Below are 20,436 nucleotides of genomic sequence, written 5' to 3'. Positions count from 1 at the left end.
TCGCCCTCGTCACCGGCGGCTCGCGCGGCATCGGCCGCATGATCGCCTCCGGCTTCCTGCGCCAGGGCGCCAGGGTCTACATCACGGCGCGCAAGGCTGCAGCCTGCGACCAGGCGGCAGCCGAACTGTCGGCGCTGGGCCCCTGCATCTCGCTGCCGGCCGACATCTCCAGCGTGGAAGCGGCGCGCGCGCTCGCAGCGGAGATCGCCCGCCGCGAACCGGCGCTCGACATCCTGGTGAACAACGCCGGCGCGGCCTGGGGCGAGGCCTTCGAGACCTTTCCAGAGGCCGGCTGGGACAAGGTGATGGACCTGAACCTGAAGGCGCCGTTCTTCCTGACCCAGGCCCTGCACCCGCAGCTGAAGGCGGCGGCACGCGCGCCCGGCCAAGGTGATCAACATCGCCTCGATCGACGGGATCTCCGTCAATCCCTGGGAAACCTACTCGTACGCCGCGAGCAAGGCCGGCCTGATCCACCTGACCCGGCGCATGGCGCTGCGCCTCGCGCAGGACAACATCGTGGTCAGCGGCATCGCCCCGGGCGCGTTCGCGTCCGAGATGAACAGGCAGGCGCGCGACCATGGCGACGAGGTGGCGCGGCACATTCCGGCCGGCCGCATCGGCACCGAAGAGGACATGGCCGGCGCGGCGATCTACCTCGCCTCACGCGCGGGCGACTACGTGCTGGGCGAAACGCTGGTCGTCGACGGCGGGGTGACGCACACGCGGGGCTGACCCGGCGCGGTCAGCCGGCCCATTGCCAGTTCTGCGGCCCGCGGCTGGCGACCTTGACGGCGCCGACGCGGTTGCCCAGCTCGGCGCAGCGCACCAGCGGCCAATCCTGCTCCAGGCCGTACAGCAGCGCGCCGCGCCAGGCATCGCCGCAGCCGGTGGGGTCGACCACCGCCTGCGGCGCCACGGCGGGCACCAGCGTCCTTTCGCCGTCCACCCAGACCTCGCAGCCCTCGCCGCCGAGCGTGACCACCAGGCCCTGCACGCGGTGCGAGATCTCCGCCGGCGACCAGCCCGTGCGCTCGCACAGCATCTTGCCTTCGTAATCGTTCACGGTCACCCAGGTCGCCTGGTCGATGAACGCGGCCAGCTCGCGGCCGTCGAACATGGGCAGTCCCTGCCCGGGGTCGAACACGAAGGGAATGCCGGCGGCATGGAACTGCTGCGCGTGCTGCAGCATGGCGTCGCGGCCGTCGGGCGAGATGATGCCCAGCTTGATGCCCGGCCGCGCCTCGACGCGGGTCAGGTGCGCCTGCATCATCGCCCCCGGGTGGAAGGCGGTGATCTGGTTGTTGTCCAAGTCGGTCATGATCATCGCCTGCGCCGTGTAGCTGCCCTCGATGCGGCGCACGAACTCGGTGCTGATGCCCAGCGACTGCATCCGGCCCACGTAATCGGCCCCGTCGATGCCCAGCGTTGCGATCGGCAGCGGCTCGCCGCCCAGCTGCTTGAGGGCGTAGGCAATGTTGCCGGCGCAGCCGCCGAAGTCGCGCCGCAGGCCCGGGACCAGGAAGGACACGTTCAGGATGTGCAGCTGGTCGGGAAGGATCTGCTGCGCGAAGCGGCCCTCGAAATTCATGATGGTGTCGAACGCGAGGGATCCGCAGATGACGGCTGCCATGGGCTTGCTCTGGAGGGGGTGAGGGTCAGGGATAGAAGGCCAGCAGGCGATAGCCTGCGACGGAGGCGGCATCGCCGTTGCCGGGGCTGACCGCCAGCGCGACGCTGGCCGACCACTCCGATGCGGCGCCAATGGTCGCCGGCGCAGCACCGAGTTCGCGCGGCAGCAGCACGCGCTGGACCACCGCCTGCTCCTGGCTGTCGGTCAGCGTGAGCTGCAACGCCGGCGCCGCCACCGGCAGCGGCGACTGGTTCTTCAGCGTGAAACTCAGCCGGAAGACGTCGGGGCGCAAGCGCGTGAAGCCGCTGCTGTCGATCACGATGGCCTCGATCCGGCGTGGGGCGCTGATCGAGCAGCCCAGTCGCTCGCAGGCCTGCTCCAGCAGGGGGCGCAGTTGCGGCTGCGCCAGCGCCAGGCGGTCGCGCTCACGCACTGCGAACTGGAGGGCCAGCAGGCCAGCCAGCACCAGCACGGCCAGCAGCAGCGCGAAGCGCACCGGCGAGCGTCGCCAGAAGGCCTGCCGGCGAGCCTGCCGCACGAAGGAGACATCCTGCAGCCGGGTGTCGACCTCGCCGGAATCCTGCGATCCGGCTTCGTCGGCCTCCGCCTGAGCGACCCGATCGTCCTGCCCGTCGAAGCGGGATGCGACGGCGGCCGGCTGCGAGTCCCAGGCACCGGAAGCGCCGGCGGGCAGTTCCGCGGCCATCGCGACGGAAGCGACGGCGGAACCCCCGGTTGCGGCCTCGAACCCGGTCGTGCCCTGCGGATCGGCGGCTGGACGCGACTCATGCGCCAGGAGCTGCGAAACGGGCGGGGGTTCCGGCGGGCCGGCCGGGAGAGGTACTCCGGCACCTTCGCTGTGCAGTGCGGCCTGCGATGGCGGAATGTCCGGCCGGGCATCCGACTGCAGGCTGCCGGTGGCGTCGAACACCTCGCCGCAGCGGCCGCAGCGTACCCAGCCTTCGGAGATCTTCAGCTGGTCGGGCACGACCCTGAACATCGTCCCGCACGCCGGGCAGCCGGTGATCATGCTCATGAGCGGGGCATTGTAGAAGCCGCTCAGCGCCGGCCGGCCATCAGGATCCAGCCGTCCTCGCTGTCGGCCACCTCCAGCTGCAGCCAGGGTGCATAGGATTCGACCAGCTCGGCGGCCTGCCGCGCCAGGATGCCCGCCAGCACCAGCTGGCCACCCGCGGCGACATGCCCGCACAGCAGCGGTGCCAGCACCTTCAGCGGCGTCGCCAGGATGTTGGCCAGCACCACGTCGTAGCGGCCCTGGGCGGCTTCGGGCAGTCCCGCGCGCAACTCGACGCCATTGGCGCTGGCGTTGTCCAGCGTCGCCTGCACCGCGGCCGGGTCGATGTCCACGGCATCGACTTCCGGCGCGCCATGCAGGGCCGCGCCGATGGCCAGGATGCCGGAGCCGCAGCCGTAGTCCAGCACGCGGCGGCCCTGCAGCGGCTGGCGCGCGATCCAGCGCAGGCACATGCGGGTGGTCGGGTGGGTGCCGGTGCCGAAAGCCAGCCCCGGATCGAGCCGGATCACGCGCGTGGCTTGCGCCGGCGGCTGGTGCCAGCTCGGGACGATCCAGAACGCCGGCGTGATCTCCACCGGCGCGAACTGGGACTGGGTCAGGCGCACCCAGTCCTGCTCGGCAATTTCCTCGATGCCCAGCACCCGGCCACCGGCAAAGAAGTCCTGCGCCAGCAAGAGCCGTGCGGCCTCTTCGGCGGCGGCGCGCCCGCTGAACAGCGCCAGCACGCGCGAGCGCTGCCAGCCTTCGCGCGGCGGCGGCAGCCCGGGCTCGCCGAACAGCGCCTGCTCGGCGTCGGTCTGCGCGTCCGCGTCCTCGACCGAGACGCTCAGCGCGTCGAGCGCCTCGAGCGCGTCGCTGACCGCCTCGACCTGGCTTTCGCCGCAGAGCAGGCGCAACTCGAACACCGGGCCCTCACCTCTTGTGGTGCGACAGCCACTGCTCGAGGTAGTGGATGTTGGTGCCGCCGGTCATGAACTTGGCATCCACCAGCAACTCGCGGTGCAGCGGGATGTTCGTGTGGATGCCCTCCACCACCGTCTCCAGCAGCGCGGTGCGCATGCGCGCGAGCGCCTGCTCGCGCGTGTCGCCGTGCACGATGATCTTGCCGATCATGGAGTCGTAGTTGGGCGGCACGAAGTAGTTGTTGTACACGTGCGAGTCCACCCGCACCCCGGGGCCGCCGGGCGCGTGCCACAGCGTGATGCGGCCGGGCGAGGGCGTGAACTTGTACGGGTCTTCCGCGTTGATGCGGCATTCGAGGGCATGGCCGCGCAGCTGGATGTCGCGCTGGGAGAACGGCAGCTTCTCGCCGGCCGCGACCATGATCTGCGACTTCACGATGTCGATGCCCGTGACCAGTTCGGTGACCGGATGCTCCACCTGGACCCGGGTGTTCATCTCGATGAAATAGAACTCACCGCCCTCGTACAGGAACTCGAAGGTTCCCGCCCCGCGGTACCCGATCTTCTTGCAGGCGGCCGCGCAGCGCTCGCCGATCTTGTCGATCAGCTTGCGCGGGATGCCCGGCGCCGGCGCTTCCTCGATGATCTTCTGGTGGCGCCGCTGCATGGAGCAGTCGCGCTCGCCCAGGTAGACCGCGTTCCGGTGCCGGTCGGCCAACACCTGGATCTCGATGTGGCGGGGGTCCTGCAGGAACTTCTCCATATAGACCGCCGGGTTGCCGAAGGCGGCGCCCGCCTCGGCCTTGGTCATCTGCACGGCGTTGACCAGCGCGGCCTCGGTGTGCACCACCCGCATGCCGCGGCCGCCGCCGCCGCCGGCGGCCTTGATGATCACCGGGTAGCCGATGGCCCGGGCGATGCGCCGGATCTGCGCCGGGTCGTCCGGCAGCTCGCCCTCGGAGCCGGGCACGCAGGGCACGCCGGCCTTGATCATGGCCTGCTTGGCCGAGACCTTGTCGCCCATCATCCGGATCGACTCGGGCGTGGGACCGATGAACTGGAAGCCGCTCTTTTCCACCCGCTCGGCGAAATCGGCGTTCTCGGACAGGAAGCCGTAGCCGGGGTGGATGGCCTCGGCGTCGGTGACTTCGGCGGCCGAAATGATGGCCGGCATGTTGAGGTAGCTCTGCGGCGAAGGCGCGGGGCCGATGCAGACGGCCTCCTCGGCCAGCTTGACGTACTTGGCGTCGCGATCGGCCTCGGAATAGACCATCACGGCCTTGATGCCGAGCTCGCGGCAGGCCCGCTGGACCCTCAGTGCGATTTCGCCGCGGTTGGCGACCAGGATCTTCTTGAACATCAGGGCGCTTACCGGGTCACTCGATCACGAACAGCGGCTGGCCGTATTCCACGGCCTGCCCGTTCTCGCACAGGATCTGGGTGATGGTCCCGGACTTGTCCGCCTCGATCTCGTTGAGGATCTTCATGGCCTCGATGATGCAGACCGTGTCGCCTTCCTTGACCTGGCTGCCGACGTCGACGAAGGGCTTGGCGCCCGGGCTGGAAGCCCGATAGAAGGTGCCCACCATCGGCGACTTGACGGCGTGGCCGGCCGGCGTCTCGGGTGCGGCGGCGGCGGGCGAAGCCTGCGCCGCCACTGGGGCCGCGACCGTCACGGCCGGCGGGGGCACATAGGCCGGCTGCGCGGGCGGCCCCCCCTTGACGATGCGGACCTTGCCTTCGGCCTCCGTGATTTCCAGTTCCGAGACGTTGGATTCGGACACGAGGTCGATCAGCGTCTTCAGTTTTCGCAGGTCCATGGTCTTCGCCGGTTCTTTATGGAAAGTCGGCGAATTTACCGCAAAACGCTGCGATTTTTACTTTTCTTCGCCTAATTATCGGGGTCTTGCAATTGGCGGGGCATTTCGGACAGCCGTTCCGGGCCCCGCCGGGGGTCCGGGATGGACCCATCGATCACCCGTTCGCGGACACCCACTGGTCAAGGTCGCGGCGGTAGAGCTTGCCCATTCTACGCTGCCGGATGCCCCCGTCGGGCCCGAACACGACCGTGAAAGGCAGTCCCCCACCCTGGTTGCCCAGCGACTTGCCCAGCTCGGTGCCGCCCAGGCCGGCCATCCCGACGGGGAAGCCCACCGGGGTCCTGCCCAGGAACTGCCGCACCGCGCCCGGCTGGTCGATCGCCAGGCCGACCACGTTCCAGCGACCGGCCTGCTCGCGCTGGAAGGCGTCCAGCAGCGGCAGCTCGTCGATGCAGGGCGGACACCAGGTGGCCCAGAAGTTCAGCAGCAGGAGCCGGCCCCTGAACCGCGACATGGCCAGCTGGGCGCCATCGGGTGTCTCGAAAGTGGACGTCCAGAATCCCTCGGGGGCTCCTTCCGCCACCGCGCCCGGGCGCAGGCGCCACCAGGCCAGGCCACCGCCGGCCAGTGCCGCGGCGGCACCGACCCCGCCCGTCAGGAGCATGCGCCGCCGGCGACTGGCCGGGCGCGAGACAACAGCTTCGTTCATTCGATCTCCAGCAGGGCCCGCACCGCCGCCACGTCGCCGCGCGGCACGCGGCCCCGGGGATCGGGTTTCAGGGCCCCGCGCACGTCATCCAGGTCGTGCACCAGCAGGTGCACGCCGACCGCCTCGGCCAGCCCCGGGCACACGCTCGACAGGCTGAGCGCTTCCACCGGCTCGCCCTGGAAGCCGGTCACGGTGCGGGCCTCGTAGTTCACGTCGTGCTCGATCAGGGCCAGTTCGGCCGACTTCGGGTCGTCGCAGAACAGCTGCAGGTAGATATCGGACAGCCGGGTCGCGGTTCCGTTCCACACGGCGCCGGCCAGGTGCGGCCGGAACTCGGCCAGCCGCTCCATCCAGGTCAGGGCATGCCGGCGCAGGGCCGCGAGCTCCTGCGGCTGGGTGTCGGCGCAGAACAGCGAGATGTACTCGCGCACGGCGTCTTCCAGCGCGTCGTTGTCGGGCAGGGCTGCGCGCGCGCGCAGCCCGAGCTGGCGCACCGCCCGGCGCTTGGCCGGCCCGTACTCCAGTCCTTCCTCGACCACCATGCGGGCCGCGGCCGCCGCGATCTCCGCCTGCACACTGTCCATCACCACGGCATTGTGCCCTTCGCCACGACCCGCGACGCGCCGCCGGGGGTGAACGCGGCCGGGCCGCAAGGCCATCCGATAATTCCGCGCATGCACATCCATATCCTGGGCATCTGCGGCACCTTCATGGGCGGCGTCGCGGCCCTGGCTCGCGAAGCGGGGCACAAGGTGACCGGCTGCGACGCCGGGGTCTATCCGCCGATGAGCGACCAACTGCGCGCCCTCGGCATCGAACTGATCGAAGGCTTCGGCGCCGACCAGCTGGCCCTCGCGCCGGACGCCTGGGTGGTCGGCAACGTGGTCTCGCGCGCCCGCCAGGCCGACGGCTCCCCGCGCTATCCGCTGATGGAAGCCATCCTGGACCAGGGGTCGCGCTATACCAGCGGCCCGCAGTGGCTGGCCGAACACGTCCTGCAGGGCCGGCACGTGATGGCCGTGGCCGGCACCCACGGCAAGACCACCACCACCTCGATGCTGGCCTGGATCCTGGAGCAGGCGGGACTGGCGCCGGGCTTCCTGGTGGGCGGGGTGCCGATGAACTTCGGAGTCTCGGCCCGGCTGGGGAGTGGCGCCCCCACGCCGGCCGCTGCGCGGGCGGCGGCGGGACGACCCGCCCCCTTCGTGATCGAAGCCGACGAGTACGACACCGCGTTCTTCGACAAGCGCAGCAAGTTCGTGCACTACCGGCCGCGCACCGCGGTGCTGAACAACCTGGAATTCGACCACGCCGACATCTTCGACGACCTCGCGGCGATCGAGCGCCAGTTCCACCACCTCGTGCGCACCGTGCCGGCCAGCGGCCGGGTGGTGGTCAACGGCCTGGAGGAGAGCCTGCAGCGCGTGCTGCACCAGGGCTGCTGGAGCGAAGTGCGCAGCTTCGGTGCCGCCGTCGACGACTTCAGCGCGCTCGGCGAGCCCGATGCCTTCGACGTCCTGCACCGCGGTGAGCGATCCGGCCGGGTCGAATGGGACCTGGGCGGCGTGCACAACCAGCTCAATGCGCTGGCGGCGATCGCCGCGGCCGAGCACGTCGGCGTCGCCCCGGCCACCGCGGCGCGAGCACTCGCTTCCTTCCAGAACGTGCGCCGACGCATGGAATTGCGCGGCGAGTCCGGCGGCGTGCGGGTCTACGACGACTTCGCCCACCACCCCACCGCCATCCGCACGACGGTGGACGGGCTGCGCCGCAAGCTGGGCCCCGGCGGCGGCCGCATCCTGGCGGTGTTCGAGCCGCGCAGCAACACCATGAAGCTGGGCACCATGAAGGCCCAGTTGCCCTGGAGCCTGGAGCAGGCCGACCTCGCCATCTGCCATGGCGGCGGGCTGGACTGGGATCCCCGCGAGGCGCTCGCGCCCATGGGCGAGCGGGCCCTCGTGGGTGGCACGGTGGACGCGGTGGTGGCCCTTGCGGTGGCGGCCGCCCGGCCGGGCGACCACATCCTGTGCATGAGCAACGGCGGTTTCGGCGGCATCCACGCGCGGCTGCTGGCCGCACTGGCCGGCTAGTCGCGCAGGAGCGGCGTCGGCACCGTCATGTCGACCGGCAGGCGCGGCGCCTGCGGGCCGGTGGACTCCGCTCCGAGCCCCGAAGGCGCGATGCTGCCGCCGCTTTGCAGCGACTCCGCCCCCTCCGATCGACGCAGCACCCCCTGCGACGCGCGCTTGGGATTGGACGTGATGGCGCCCACCAGGTACAGCGCAGCCAGCGCCTGCGCGAGCCGGGCCTCGTCGAGGCCGGTGCGTGCCTGCAGTTCGGCAAACCGCGCCGGGGAAAGGGCCAGCTCACGCAGCAGCAGCAGGTGGGCGTCGCTGAGCATGCGCTGCGGCAGCCGCGGCGGGCGCCTGAAATAGATCGGCTCCGTGCGGTAGCGGTGCGGCAGCACGTCGCGCCGCGTCCGCAGCGCGTACTGCCACATCAGCCGCGACAGGCTGGCGCGGGAGAAATGGTCCGGCACGCCGGTGGCGCCGGGCTGCGGCGTCCACATGGCATTTTCCAGTTCCAGCGCAGTGGCCGAGGGCAGCACGCCGGCGTCGCCGCGCAGGTCGACCACCGCCACCAGCAGGCCGCTGGCGGAGCTGACGTGGTAGACGCCGGAGCCCAGGGCGCTCTCCTGCTCCAGGATCTGCGAGGCCAGGCAGAACTGCGCGATGGCCGGGCGCAGCCAGCTCTCCAGCCGGCCCAGCAGCGTGCGCAGGGTCGCCGGCTCCCGCGGGTCGAAGCTCAGCGGCGCCTGCAGCCTGCCCGGCAGCGGGACGGCGAACGCCACCGGGCGGTCCACGTCCGGCAGGTTGATGTGCACGGAGCGTTCGCCCGGCACGCCCGAGCCGATGCGCAAGGTCCCATCCGCCAGCACCTGGGTGCGGCTGCCCTGGATCCACAGGGCATCGGCTTCGCCGAGCCGGGCGAACTGCCAGCCCATGCCGCCGGGCGAAGCCCGCTCCAGCAGCAGCGAAAGGTCCTGCTGTTGCTGCTGGGAGAACCCGGCCAGTCCGATGCGGAGGATGGGCAGTTCGAGCGACATGAACGGTGCCGCCGCGAAACGGTCCCGCCGCGGCAGCAACCAATCTAGTCTGAATGTTACTTTCTGTAAATAACCGGCTTTGCCCTGGCAGGGTCACTGCGCGCGGCGCGCGACGACGGCTTGCGACAGCCGCTCCAGCAGTCCGACCGATTCGTCCCAGCCGAGGCAGGCGTCGGTGATGCTTTTTCCGTACTCCAGATCGGACGCCCGGTCCTTGCCGGGGCTGAACTTCTGGGCGCCGGCCTTCAGGTGGCTTTCCACCATCACGCCGAACACGCTGCGCGAACCGCCCGCCAGTTGCCGCGCGATGTCGGCGGCCACTTCGAGCTGCTTCTCGTGCTGCTTGCTGCTGTTGGCATGGCTGCAATCGACCATCAGCCGCGGCGGCAGCCTGGCCGCCTCGAGCTCGCGGCAGGCCGCCGCCACGCTGTCGGCGTCGTAGTTGGGGGCCTTGCCGCCGCGCAGGATGACGTGGCAGTCCCGGTTGCCGTTGGTGCGCACGATCGCCACCTGCCCGTTCTTGTGCACCGACAGGAAATGGTGGCCGCGCCCGGCCGCCATGATCGCGTCGGTGGCGATGCGGATGTTGCCGTCGGTGCCGTTCTTGAAGCCGATCGGCGCCGACAGCCCCGAGGCCAGTTCGCGGTGGACCTGGCTCTCGGTGGTGCGCGCGCCGATCGCGCCCCAGGAGATCAGGTCGCCGATGTACTGCGGCGAGATCACGTCCAGGAATTCGCTGCCGGCCGGCACGCCGACCCGGTTGATCTCGATGAGCAGCTGGCGGGCGATGCGCAGGCCCTCGTCGATGCGGTAGCTCTCGTCCAGGTACGGGTCGTTGATCAGCCCCTTCCAGCCCACCGTGGTGCGGGGCTTCTCGAAATACACCCGCATCACGATCTCGAGCGTGCCGGCATGCTGCTCGCGCACCGGCTTGAGCCGGCGCGCGTACTCCAGCGCCGCCTCCGGGTTGTGGATGGAGCAGGGGCCGATCACCACCAGCAGGCGGTCGTCGGTGCCGGCCATGATGTCGTGGATGCGGCGCCGGGTCTGGCTGATCAGCCCTTCCACCGCGGTCCCGCGGATCGGGAAGAAGCGGATCAGGTGCTCGGGGGGAGGCAGCACGGTGATGTCCTTGATGCGCTGGTCGTCGGTGGAACTGGTCTTGTCGACGGGGCGCGGGTGCCAGGGGTCGCCGGCGGCGGCGGATCGGGCTGCGTTCATGGGGAGGCTCCTTCGCGGTCTGGAATGGGCACAAAAAAACCGCCGGGGGTCCGGCGGTTTTCTCGGGGGTTCTTGCGTTTCTTGCAGGTACGCTCAGGACTCTCGACCGCCGGGGGGGCCAGAGAACCAAAAGTAGCCAAAGAAGAACACGCTGTGCTTGCGCATGGATGGCAATTTAGCACATCGGCCGTCAGGCCGTGCCACCGACGGTCAGGCCGTCGATGCGCATGGTCGGCTGGCCCACGCCCACCGGCACGCTCTGGCCCTCCTTGCCGCAGGTGCCCACGCCGCTGTCCAGCCGCATGTCGTTGCCGATCAGCGTGACCCGCGTCAGCGCGTCCGGGCCGTTGCCCACGATGGTGGCACCCTTGACCGGGTACTGGATCCTGCCGTTCTCGACCCAGTAGGCCTCGCTGGCGGAGAACACGAACTTGCCGGACGTGATGTCCACCTGGCCGCCGCCGAAGTTGGTGGCGTACAGGCCCTTCCCGATGCTGGCCACGATCTCCTCGGCCGGCGTGTCGCCGCCCAGCATGTAGGTGTTGGTCATGCGCGGCATCGGGATGTGCGCATAGCTCTCGCGCCGGCCGTTGCCGGTGGGCGCCACGCCCATCAGCCGCGCGTTGAGCGAGTCCTGGATGTAGGCGCGCAGGATGCCGTCCTCGATCAGCACGTTGCGCTGGGTGGCCTGGCCCTCGTCGTCGACGTTGAGCGAGCCGCGGCGGTCGGCGATGGTGCCGTCGTCCAGCACGGTGACACCCTTGGCGGCCACGCGCTGGCCGATGCGCCCGGAGAAGGCGCTCGAGCCCTTGCGGTTGAAGTCGCCCTCCAGCCCGTGCCCCACCGCTTCGTGCAGCAGCACGCCCGGCCAGCCCGGGCCCAGCACCACGGTCATCTCGCCGGCCGGCGCCGGTCGCGATTCCAGGTTGGTCAGCGCGGCCTTGGCGGCATCGTCGACGTATTCGCGGATGCGCTCCTCGTCGAAGTACGCCAGGCCGAAGCGGCCGCCGCCGCCGCCGGAGCCGACCTCGCGCCGGCCGTTCTGCTCGGCGATCACGGTGACCGACAGCCGCACCAGCGGCCGCACGTCGGCCGCCAGCGTGCCGTCGGCGCGCGCCACCATCACCACGTCCCACTCGCTGGCCAGCCCGGCCATCACCTGCACGATGCGCGGGTCCTTGGCCCGGGCGAGCTGCTCCACGCGCTCGAGCAGGTGCACCTTGGCCGTGCTGTCGAGCGTGGAGATGGGGTCGACCGCCGGATACAGCGAGCGGCTGGAGGCCACCTTCCGGGGCGCCACCTTCGCCCGGCCCGAGCGCGCCGCCGAGGAGATCGATCGCACCGTGCGCGCGGCGTCCAGCAGCGAGGCCTCGGAGATGTCGTCGGAATAGGCAAAGGCGGTCTTCTCGCCGCTGACCGCGCGCACGCCGACGCCCTGGTCGATGCTGAAGCTGCCGGTCTTGACGATGCCCTCCTCCAGGCTCCAGCCCTCGCTGCGCGTGTACTGGAAATAGAGGTCGGCGTCGTCCACCCGGTGCGACTGGATTTCGGCCAGGGCGCGCGCGAGGTGGGTTTCGTCCAGGCCGAAGGGCTCTAGGAGCAGGCGCTGGGCCGTGGCCAGCCGCTCCAGGGTCGGTTCGCGGGAAATCATCGAGGGATTCTAGGGTCCGCGCTGCGCCCTTGCCCGCGCTGGCCCATGCACCGGCGGTGCCGCCGCCGGCCGCGACCCCAGCCGGGCCGGATCGTCGAGCTCGCCGGCCCGGCCCGACGCGCGCCGGACCCGCTCAGGTCTGCACCAGCCGCTTGGCCTTGGCGATCGACATCAGGATGCCCAGTCCCAGCCCCAGCGTCACCATCGCGGTGCCGCCGTAGCTGATGAAGGGCAGCGGCACGCCCACCACCGGCAGGATGCCGCTGACCATGCCCATGTTCACGAAGGCGTAGGTGAAGAAGATCATGGTGATCGCGCCGGCCAGCAGCCGCGAGAACAGCGTCGAGGCTTCCAGCGCGACGGCCAGCCCGCGCAGGATCAGGAAGACGAAGCCGGCGATCAGGCACAGGTTGCCCACCAGCCCGAATTCCTCGGAGAACGCCGCGAAGATGAAATCGGTGGTGCGCTCCGGGATGAACTCCAGGTGGGTCTGCGTCCCCTGCATGAAGCCCTTGCCCAGCAGGCCGCCCGAGCCGATCGCGATCATCCCCTGGATGATGTGGAAGCCCTTGCCCAGCGGATCCTTGGTCGGATCCAGCAGGGTGCAGATGCGCTGCTGCTGGTAGTCGTGCAGGATCGGCCAGCGCACGCCCTGGGCGCACAGCTGGCCCTCGAAGGCGACCAGCAGCACCAGCGCCACCAGCCCCACCACCAGCGGCGGCACGATCAGTTTCCAGGACAGGCCGGCGAAGAAGATCACCGACAGTCCCGCGGCCAGCACCAGCAGGGAGGTGCCCAGGTCCGGCTGCTTCATGATCAGGCCCACCGGCACCAGCAGGATCAGCCCCGCCACCGCGTAGTCCAGCGGGCGCAACTGCCCTTCGCGCTTCTGGAACCACCAGGCCAGCATCAGCGGCATGGCGATCTTCATGATCTCGCTGGGCTGGATCACCACCCCCAGGTCGATCCAGCGCCGCGCGCCCTTCTTGGCGATGCCGAAGACCGCCACCGCGACCAGCAGCGCGACCCCAAGGACATACAGCGGCACCGCCAGGCTCATCAGCCGCTGCGGCGGCACCTGGGCGACCACGAACATGATGCAGCCGGCGATCAGCATGTTGCGCGCGTGGTCGTAGAAGCGCGTGCCGTGGTCGAAACCCGACGAATACATCGTCAGCAGCCCGGCGCAGGCGAGCAGGAACACGGCAAAGGCGAGCGGGCCGTCGAAACCCCGGAGCATCGGGGCCACGCGCTGGCGCAGCGGCGGCTTTTCGAAGACGGCGGACATGGCGGCGGATTTTCGCTCAACGGCGCCCCCAGCCCGACAGCGCCAACTCATCGTTACACTGGCCCGGCTGAGGAGGTCCTGCGATGGAGTGGCTGGCGGCGCTGGTGGTCCAGCTGGCGGTCGGCGTGCTGACGCTTTCGATCAGCCTGGAATTGAAGGCGAGGCATTTCGCCGCCGCCATGGCGGCGCCGCGCGACCTCGGCGTCGGGCTGGCGGCGCAGCTGGCCATCCTGCCGCTGCTGGTGCTGCTGCTGTCGACGACGCTGCAGGACGCCACCGTCCTGACCGCCCTGTGCCTGGTGGCCTTCACGCCGAGCGGGCCGACCTCGAACTACCTGGCCCACCTGGCCCAGGGCGACGTCGCCCTGGCCATCGTGCTGACCATCGTCGGCACCCTGCTGTCCGCCGTGGCCATGCCGCTGGCGCTGCCCGCGCTGCTGCAGTTCGCCACCGGCGACGAGCTGGCCCGCATCGTCACACCCCTGGCCGTCTTCCGCGGCCTGCTGGGGATGGTGATCGTCCCGCTGCTGCTGGGCCTGTACGCGGCCCGGCGCTGGCCGGCCGGCGTGGCCCGGGTGCAGCCGGCGATCAGCCGCATCGCCGCCGTGCTGTTCGTGCTGCTGGTGGCTGCCGCGATCGCATCGCAGTGGCAGGTGCTGGTGCGCGCGGTAGTCCAGGCCGGCGTGCCGGTCCTCGCGGTGAATGCGGCGGCGCTCGCGCTCGGCGCGCTCGCCGGACGCGCCGCGGGCCTGGCGCAACCGCGCCGCACCACGCTGGCGCTCAAGGTCGGCGTGCAGAATGTCTCGATCGCGCTGGGCGTGGCCATCGGAGTCCTGGGCCGGCTGGATGTCGCGGCCGTGGCCGCGCTCTACGGCGTGACCCAGCTGCTGGTGGCCAGCGCCTATGCGGCGGCCTGCCGCCGGCGGCACCGGCCCGCGTCCCCCGTGGCCTAGAGCCGCCAGTCCAGCGCCGTGGGCACGAAGGCCTGCGGCTCGGGGCCCAGCATGTCGCGCAGGTGGAACACGGCCCGCAGCCGCCAGCCGTCGCCGTCCCGGTCGAGCTGCAGGTCCAGCCAGCCGTCGCCCTCCCGGGCCCACTCCAGCCTGGCCTCGGCCTGCCGGCCGTCGCCCAGGGCAATGGCTTCGATCGGGCCGGCCATGTCCTGACTGCGCGTGTTGGCAAATACCAGCGGCGCATGCAGCGGCGGCGCGCACAGGGCCAGCACCCGGCCGCCGCCGGGCAGCTCCAGCGCGGCGGCGGCGCTGCAGTGGTAGTCGCTGGACAGCAGCACGGCGTTGCGCACCTGCAGCTGCGACAGCAGGGCCAGCAGCCGGCCGCGTTCATCCGGGCTGTGCTGCCAGGTGTCCAGCGACCGCGGCAGGTGCCCATCGTCCACCATGGCGCCGTCCCACAGGCCGGGCGCCAGCACCGAGCCCGAGCAGATGAACTTGGGCCGGTCCGGCGCCACCCGCTGCGCGTGCTGCAGCGCCCGCCGCAGGCTGTCCCACTGGCGCGGGCGCATCACCTGCGGACGCCCGCTGCGTCGGCGGCCGGTGCGGGTGTCCAGCAGGAAGAACCAGACGCCGTCGTGCTCGAAATAGCCATCGGCCGTGCGGTTGCCCGGCACGGAGGGTCCGTGCGCGTACTGGAAGGCGCGATAGGCGTGCAGCGCGTTGGCACGCCGCTGGCGGCCGGCCGGCGTGCGCAGCTGTTCCAGGCTCCAGTTCTCGTTGATTTCGTGGTCGTCCAGGATCATGGCCAGCGGCAGGCGCGAGGCCAGCGCGCGGAAGCCGGCCGAGCCGAACGCCTGCCGGTAGCGCGGCACCAGCCGCTCGATCTCGGAGGCGCTGTCGAACAGGCCGGCCCGCGCATCGGCATAGATCTGGTCGCCCAGCATCAGCATGAAGCGGGCGCCGTCGGCCTGCCGGGCCGCTGCGAGCAGCGACAGGTCGGCGCGGTCGCGCTCGGCCGCCGTCAGGCCCGGATGGCGGCAGGCCGCCGCCAGGAACCGCAGGCCGGTGCCGGCCGGCGGCGACCACTGGATGCGCGCATGGTCCAGGGCGGACAAGCGGCGCCGCAGGCGCGACAGGGTGCCGGGATCCACCCGGCGGGTGACGGCGTCCAGCGCCTGCTCGTACCCGCGCGCCGCGTCCATCAGGGTGTCGAAGACCTCCGGCGGATGCGCCGCCAACGCCGGGATGCGCAGCGGCAGGGCCGCGAGCACGGGCTCGCGCTGCCGCTCTCCGGACGGTTCCGCCCGTGACGGCTCCGGAGGCTGGACGGCGGCCGCTTCGGCGAACCAGGCCAGGCCGGCCGCCGCGGTGGCGGGCGCCGGGTCGAAGCCGGTGACCCGGGTACCGGCCGGGTGCAGCGGAACATCGGCGAGGCGATCGTCCATCTCCTGCGGCCGCATCGGAACGCCCCAGTGCGCCGGCACGCCCTGGCCCTGCTGCGGCGGCTGCTGCGGGCGCTGCTGCGCCTGCCCGTTGCCCTCCGGAGGCCTGCCACGATATCGGTGGACCGAGAGCGCCTCGATTGCGACCGGCCCTTGCACGCCGTCGGGTACTTCAAGGTCGGCGACGCAGTAGCCCACCGTGACGTCGCGCAGCCCGCGCCGGCGCCTGCGGCGCTCCGGATCGCCGGGCTCCTTCATCGGCGGCGTCCAGCGCAGCCCCCAGCTCTGCACCACCTGCCGTTCGGCGCCGCCGGCGCGAAAACGCATCCGCGTGAGCCCGCACACCGCGCGGTCGGCCGAGCCGAGGTCGAGTTCGAACCACACGCGCAGCAGCCAGCCGCCAGCGTCGCCGCGGCGCGTCCAGCCGACCAGCGGCCCGGTCAGCGGCACCCGCGCCAGGCAGCGGTCGATGCTCTCCTGCGGCCGGTCCGGCGAAGGCCATGCGCCCAGGCTGCCGCCTTCGAAGGTGTCGCCGAAGAAGCGCGCGACCGGCTCGAAGATGGCCTCGGGGGCCTGCCGGCCGACGGTGCAGTCGAAGTGGGCAAAGCCCGCCACCTCGTGTTCCAGGATCAGCGGCGGCCCCGGCCGGTGGACCGGCCCGCCGCCCACCCGGCGCAGCTGGCCGGCCGTGCGCTGGAGCGACTCGCGGTCGAACAGGACGTTGTCCTGGCCGTGCAGCAGCATCACCGGCATGGTGAGGTAGCGGCCGATCTTGCGGTCGGTGGCATAGACGTTCTGCCCGTTTTCGCTCACCAGCCGCTCGTACTCCACGCAGCGCGCCCCGTGCAGGAACACGCCGAGGTTGGTGCGGCCGAAGTACCAGTCCAGCCGGCGGTGGGTCCTGGGCAGCAGTTGCTCGTGGTTGAACAGGCGGCTGAGGATGCCGCTCATGCGCTTGCAGGTGGCGCAGTCGCTGCGGTGCTGCAGCAGGTTGTGCTCGCCGGGGCAGCGCTCGCCCTGCCCGGCGCCGCGTTCGCCGGCAAACGCATAGGGAAAGGAGGCGAACAGGCGGTCCAGCATCGCGTGCAGCAGGTCGGGCCGCACGGCACCGGCCGTGAAGTTCAGCATGTCCCGGCGCAGCACGTTGCGCAGGAGCGACCCCACCTGCAGGCGCTGCTGCGCCGTGACCGAGCCGACCACGAAGGGGTGGAACTGGGAGAACAGCACGCCCGCCAGCCAGGGCACGGCCCGGTCGCGGCGGCGGCCGTCGGCCGTGACGACGGCCTTCTTCTCCCAATCGGCCAGGTGGCCGCCCAGGATGGACATGGCCAGCGACGCCGAGCCCACGCAGTGGCTGAACGCGAACACCTGCGAGCTGCCCCTTGGCAGCCCGCACTCCATCTCCACCGCTTCGCGCACGTGCGCCACCGCGGCCGGGATGTCGTAGGCGGCGATGTCGTCCATCGAGGAGAAGCGGGCCGAGGCGCGCAGCAGCGGGCTGACGCGGTATTCGAGCATCCAGACGTCCCAGCCTTCGGCATGCAGGCGCGAGGCCAGCGCCCGCTCGCCCAGCTCGGGCGCCACGAAGGCGCGCGTGTTCTGCGCGAATCCGTTGATCAGCAGGATGGACTTGACGCGGGTGCGGCCCCAGCGCTCGTCCGGCCGGGTGAGCGGCGTCCCGGACGCGGGCCGGAAGCGCAGCAGCCCGATCTGGATGGTGCTGGCATCGGTGGCCGACAGGCGCACCGCCAGCCGGACAGCGCGCTCGGGCGGAACGCAGCCGCCGGCGGTGCACAGCGGCGGCAGCTCCAGCGCCGGATCCCACAGTTCGAACAGGTTGGCGGGTGCATCCAGCGTGGCCGGGTCGGTGTCCGGCAGCCGGCGCTTGTAGTCCGGCGCGCGGAAGTCGAGCAGGCGGGTCTTGAGCAGCACGCGCGCAACGAACAGTGGGTACGCCGCAGCCGCCATGAGCGCGGTGACGCTGTCGGCGCCGGGTGCCAGCTGCGAGGGCAGCCGGCGCAGGATTTCGGGCAAGTCCATGCGGAGCCGCCCCGAGGCCAGCCGGGTCCCACCGGACTCGTCCAGCAGCACCGCATCGGCCTGCGTCAGCTGCTCCCAGACGCTGCGCCGGCGCAGCGGACGCCACTCGCCAGGCCGCCGCTCGCGCCACCAGCGGCCGATCTCGCGCCAGCCGGCGCCGGCGTCGAGCCGCTTGACGGCCTGCAGGCGGTACGCCTTGCCGTCGGGGCCGCGCAGCGCCAGCTCGTAGCGGAACTCGCGCACCTCCATGGCATGCCGCAGCAGCTTGAAGCCGCCGATCCAGTCGAAGGCCGGCTGCGCCGCCGATCGCGCGGGCCGCAGCCGGCCCAGTGCGCTGCGCAGGATGAAGCCGGCGAAGCGCAGCCAGACCCAGCGGTCGGCGGGCTGGCGCTTGAGCGCGTCGGGAATCCACCGGTCGATCAGGACGGTGGCGGCCAGGGCCAGGAAGCGGCTCACCCCACCCGGGCGCTCCTGCGCCACCCGGAACAGCAGTGCCTCGCTGCCGGGCAGGACTTCATAGACCCGGCGCTGCTCGCCGACCTGCAACTCCAGCCGCGAGGCCGGATACGGCACCTGCGGCGGCGTGGGCACCACGGCGGCGCGGTGGTCGGCGCCGGCCAGCAGCGCGCGCCAGTCGTCCACCTGCAGGTTGAGGAACAAGGCGGCCTGCGCCGGGCCGTCGCGCGAATCCAGCGCACCGCGCAACACCTCGGTCAGGATGCCGCCCGGAACGGCCTGCACGGGCCGGCCCGCCACGGCAGGCAGGTGCGGCAGGACGCCGAATTCGCGCGCTGCGGGTGCGCTGCCGGGGGTGTGCCGCAGGATCGTCTCGCAGGCCCGCTCCGCCAGCGCAGTGATGGTCAGCAGGGGATTGACCCCGAGCGCGGTCGGCACGATCGAGCCATCGAGCACGTAGAGGCCCGGCAAGACGCCGGGCTCGTCGCTGCGGAACACCGCCCCCCAGTCGTTGACCACGGCGGCGTGGTGGCTGTCGCCCATCCGGCAGCCCCCCAGCGGGTGCACGGTGAAGAGGGCACCCCCCGGATCGGGGCCGCTCAGCACGCCGGCCAGCGCCGGCGGCAACACGCCGGCGGCCGGATTGCCCAGGTGGAGGGCTCCGGTGGCCTCCACGGCCGCCTGCCGCTGCTGGTGGCGGCGCACGGCCGGCTCGCGGTCCGCATCGGGCCAGGCCCACAGCACGCGGTCGCTGGCGATGTCGAAGGCGATGGTGCCGCCGGCCTCGTCGTGCCCCATGCCCAGCAGGGGCAGCGTGCGGCCGATCGCCTCGGCCGAGACGGCCAGCGCATCGGCGCCCCGGCGGCGGAACGACCAGCGACCCATTTGTGCGGTCGTCGCGAGCGTGCTCGCCAGTTCGCCGAAGACGGCCGAGAGCATGGCCGGCACCCCGCCGTCCTCCACCAGCGTGTCGCCGGTGAACCCGGCGCCGTCGCGCAGTTCCACCGCCCCGGCGATGGTGGGGCCGACGAAGCGCTCCGGCGCGCGCGGCCCGGAGCCGACCGCATGCGCCTGGCCCGGCAGGTCGTAGCCGAAGGAGATGTCGTCGCCGTTGCCCGAGACCTGCATGCCCAGGGCGGTGGCCGACACCGGCAGTCCCCGGGCACGCGAGCGCAGCAGGATTTCGGTGGAGCCGAAGGCGCCGGCCGCCAGGATCACCGTGCGGGCCCGCACCGTGCCGTGGTACGCCCGGGCCTGCCGCGAGCGCGCGCCGGCTTCGGCCGCCAGCTGGCGCTCGGCCGTGCGGATGAAGGTGACCTCCCACGCCGCCTCGTCGTCGGCCGCCCCGCCGCCGGCCGGCTCGCTGCCGGCGGGGCGGTAGGCCAGCGACAACACGGTGATGCCGGTGAAGAAGCGGGCCCCGGCGCGCCAGGCCTTGGGCAGGTAGGTGGCCGTCAGGCTCAGCTTGGCCCCGTGGTTGCAGCCGGTGATGCAGTCGCCGCAGCCGATGCAGGGCTTGCGCGGCCCCAGGTCGGCAGGCGGGCTGTCCCGCAGCTCCACCGCGATCGGCACCGTGCGGAACCTCACCTCGGAGGCCACGCCCCGGCTGCGCGCCGCCTCGGCAAACCCGCGCAGCGCGGCCAGCTTGTCCGAAGCCAGGATGCGGCGCCCGGCCTCGCCCGAATCGCCCTCGCCGGGGACCTGCAGCTCCAGCTCCCGCTCGGCCTTCTCATACCAGCCGTCCAGGTCGGCCTGGCGCAGCGCGGCCGGCCAGCGCGCCTGCCGGAAGACGCGCGGATCGGCCCGCAGGCCGACTCCGGCATTGATCAGGCTGGTGCCGCCCAGACCGTTGCCCACCAGCGCGCCGGCCTTGTGGCCGATCCGCAGATCGAACAGCGCGTGCTCGTTGCCCATGGCCGTGACGCCGGCGGCGGAGGCGAGCTCGGCCCGCACGTGGCTGCCGGCCTGGCTGATGTCGTTGGGAAACTCGCCCGGCACGTATTCCTCGCCGCGCTCCAGCACCGTGACCTGGCGGCCGGCCTGGGCAAAGCGCAGGGCCGCCACGGCGCCACCGTAGCCGGAGCCGACCACCAGTACGTCGAGCGGCCCGGCCTTCACCTCGGCGGCGAAGGCTTCGTCCGACCTGGACAACCATTGCATCGCAGTCCCCTCGCCGCCT

At 71.7% G+C, this 20,436-nt stretch carries 14 protein-coding genes and 1 pseudogene; 3 read left to right on the top strand and 12 right to left on the bottom strand.

What is annotated here, in order from left to right; all coding sequences use genetic code 11:
* Window positions 1-735: pseudogene (locus V6M57_RS04150) on the top strand (SDR family oxidoreductase); the annotation flags it as partial.
* Window positions 736-745: 10 nt separating this feature from the next.
* On the opposite strand, the gene V6M57_RS04145 reads toward V6M57_RS04150, so the two are convergent.
* The 7 genes from V6M57_RS04145 to V6M57_RS04115 all read right to left on the bottom strand — a co-directional run bounded on the left by V6M57_RS04145 (window position 746) and on the right by V6M57_RS04115 (window position 6,684).
* Window positions 746-1,633 carry a carbohydrate kinase family protein gene (locus V6M57_RS04145; protein WP_332813719.1) on the bottom strand — a complete coding sequence of 296 codons (888 nt, stop codon included), beginning with the start codon at window positions 1,631-1,633 and terminating at the stop codon, window positions 746-748.
* A 25-nt stretch (window positions 1,634-1,658) separates the two neighbouring features.
* Complete coding sequence (locus V6M57_RS04140) at window positions 1,659-2,669, bottom strand: DUF3426 domain-containing protein (protein ID WP_332813718.1); 1,011 nt, start codon at window positions 2,667-2,669, stop codon at window positions 1,659-1,661.
* A gap of 23 nt (window positions 2,670-2,692) precedes the next feature.
* Entirely contained in the window at window positions 2,693-3,574 is an 882-nt protein-coding gene (gene prmA / locus V6M57_RS04135) for a 50S ribosomal protein L11 methyltransferase (RefSeq protein WP_332813717.1), read from the bottom strand.
* 7 nt (window positions 3,575-3,581) lie between these two features.
* Entirely contained in the window at window positions 3,582-4,931 is a 1,350-nt protein-coding gene (gene accC, locus V6M57_RS04130) for an acetyl-CoA carboxylase biotin carboxylase subunit (RefSeq protein ID WP_332813716.1), read from the bottom strand.
* A 16-nt stretch (window positions 4,932-4,947) separates the two neighbouring features.
* On the bottom strand, window positions 4,948-5,391 hold the full coding sequence (gene accB / locus V6M57_RS04125) for an acetyl-CoA carboxylase biotin carboxyl carrier protein (RefSeq protein ID WP_332813715.1): 444 nt from the start codon (window positions 5,389-5,391) through the stop codon (window positions 4,948-4,950).
* A gap of 154 nt (window positions 5,392-5,545) precedes the next feature.
* On the bottom strand, window positions 5,546-6,100 hold the full coding sequence (locus tag V6M57_RS04120; RefSeq protein WP_332813714.1) for a TlpA family protein disulfide reductase: 555 nt from the start codon (window positions 6,098-6,100) through the stop codon (window positions 5,546-5,548).
* Complete coding sequence (locus V6M57_RS04115; protein ID WP_332813713.1) at window positions 6,097-6,684, bottom strand: hypothetical protein; 588 nt, start codon at window positions 6,682-6,684, stop codon at window positions 6,097-6,099. Before V6M57_RS04115 ends, V6M57_RS04120 begins: the two co-directional genes overlap by 4 nt.
* Window positions 6,685-6,774: 90 nt before the next feature.
* On the opposite strand from V6M57_RS04115, the gene mpl reads away from it, so the two are divergent.
* Window positions 6,775-8,190, top strand: a complete 1,416-nt coding sequence (mpl, locus tag V6M57_RS04110) for a UDP-N-acetylmuramate:L-alanyl-gamma-D-glutamyl-meso-diaminopimelate ligase (RefSeq protein ID WP_332813712.1) — start codon at window positions 6,775-6,777, stop codon at window positions 8,188-8,190.
* Here mpl and V6M57_RS04105 read toward each other — a convergent pair.
* The 4 genes from V6M57_RS04105 to rodA all read right to left on the bottom strand — a co-directional run bounded on the left by V6M57_RS04105 (window position 8,187) and on the right by rodA (window position 13,366).
* A complete protein-coding gene (locus V6M57_RS04105; RefSeq protein WP_332813711.1) occupies window positions 8,187-9,206 on the bottom strand; it encodes a hypothetical protein in 1,020 nt (339 codons plus the stop codon). The genes mpl and V6M57_RS04105 overlap by 4 nt on opposite strands.
* Window positions 9,207-9,299: 93 nt before the next feature.
* Window positions 9,300-10,427, bottom strand: coding sequence for a 3-deoxy-7-phosphoheptulonate synthase (locus V6M57_RS04100; RefSeq protein ID WP_332813710.1), 1,128 nt, complete (start codon window positions 10,425-10,427; stop codon window positions 9,300-9,302).
* 190 nt (window positions 10,428-10,617) lie between these two features.
* The gene (tldD, locus tag V6M57_RS04095; RefSeq protein WP_332813709.1) at window positions 10,618-12,078 is read right to left on the bottom strand and encodes a metalloprotease TldD; all 1,461 of its coding nucleotides are present in this window, start codon (window positions 12,076-12,078) and stop codon (window positions 10,618-10,620) included.
* A gap of 133 nt (window positions 12,079-12,211) precedes the next feature.
* Window positions 12,212-13,366: a rod shape-determining protein RodA gene (gene rodA / locus V6M57_RS04090; protein WP_332813708.1), complete on the bottom strand. Its 1,155-nt coding sequence runs from the start codon at window positions 13,364-13,366 to the stop codon at window positions 12,212-12,214.
* A gap of 83 nt (window positions 13,367-13,449) precedes the next feature.
* On the opposite strand from rodA, the gene V6M57_RS04085 reads away from it, so the two are divergent.
* Window positions 13,450-14,319: a bile acid:sodium symporter family protein gene (locus tag V6M57_RS04085; RefSeq protein WP_332813707.1), complete on the top strand. Its 870-nt coding sequence runs from the start codon at window positions 13,450-13,452 to the stop codon at window positions 14,317-14,319.
* Here the strand turns inward: V6M57_RS04085 and V6M57_RS04080 are convergent.
* Window positions 14,316-20,417: an alkaline phosphatase D family protein gene (locus V6M57_RS04080; RefSeq protein WP_332813706.1), complete on the bottom strand. Its 6,102-nt coding sequence runs from the start codon at window positions 20,415-20,417 to the stop codon at window positions 14,316-14,318. The genes V6M57_RS04085 and V6M57_RS04080 overlap by 4 nt on opposite strands.
* Window positions 20,418-20,436: the final 19 nt, after the last annotated feature.

This window comes from Ramlibacter sp. (assembly GCF_036676645.1).
Classification (GTDB): Bacteria; Pseudomonadota; Gammaproteobacteria; order Burkholderiales; family Burkholderiaceae_C; genus Ramlibacter.
This window is presented reverse-complemented; position numbering and strand designations above follow the sequence as displayed.

Bases quoted from the DNA above. Each gene is read 5' to 3' on its own strand.
- rodA (WP_332813708.1), bottom strand. From the start codon at position 13,366: ATGTCCGCCGTCTTCGAAAAGCCGCCGCTGCGCCAGCGCGTGGCCCCG.
- V6M57_RS04140 (WP_332813718.1), bottom strand. From the start codon at position 2,669: ATGAGCATGATCACCGGCTGCCCGGCGTGCGGGACGATGTTCAGGGTC.
- V6M57_RS04120 (WP_332813714.1), bottom strand. From the start codon at position 6,100: ATGAACGAAGCTGTTGTCTCGCGCCCGGCCAGTCGCCGGCGGCGCATG.
- V6M57_RS04105 (WP_332813711.1), bottom strand. From the start codon at position 9,206: ATGTCGCTCGAACTGCCCATCCTCCGCATCGGACTGGCCGGGTTCTCC.
- V6M57_RS04085 (WP_332813707.1), top strand. From the start codon at position 13,450: ATGGAGTGGCTGGCGGCGCTGGTGGTCCAGCTGGCGGTCGGCGTGCTG.
- accB (WP_332813715.1), bottom strand. From the start codon at position 5,391: ATGGACCTGCGAAAACTGAAGACGCTGATCGACCTCGTGTCCGAATCC.
- V6M57_RS04100 (WP_332813710.1), bottom strand. From the start codon at position 10,427: ATGAACGCAGCCCGATCCGCCGCCGCCGGCGACCCCTGGCACCCGCGC.
- accC (WP_332813716.1), bottom strand. From the start codon at position 4,931: ATGTTCAAGAAGATCCTGGTCGCCAACCGCGGCGAAATCGCACTGAGG.
- V6M57_RS04080 (WP_332813706.1), bottom strand. From the start codon at position 20,417: ATGCAATGGTTGTCCAGGTCGGACGAAGCCTTCGCCGCCGAGGTGAAG.
- V6M57_RS04115 (WP_332813713.1), bottom strand. From the start codon at position 6,684: ATGGACAGTGTGCAGGCGGAGATCGCGGCGGCCGCGGCCCGCATGGTG.
- tldD (WP_332813709.1), bottom strand. From the start codon at position 12,078: ATGATTTCCCGCGAACCGACCCTGGAGCGGCTGGCCACGGCCCAGCGC.
- V6M57_RS04145 (WP_332813719.1), bottom strand. From the start codon at position 1,633: ATGGCAGCCGTCATCTGCGGATCCCTCGCGTTCGACACCATCATGAAT.
- mpl (WP_332813712.1), top strand. From the start codon at position 6,775: ATGCACATCCATATCCTGGGCATCTGCGGCACCTTCATGGGCGGCGTC.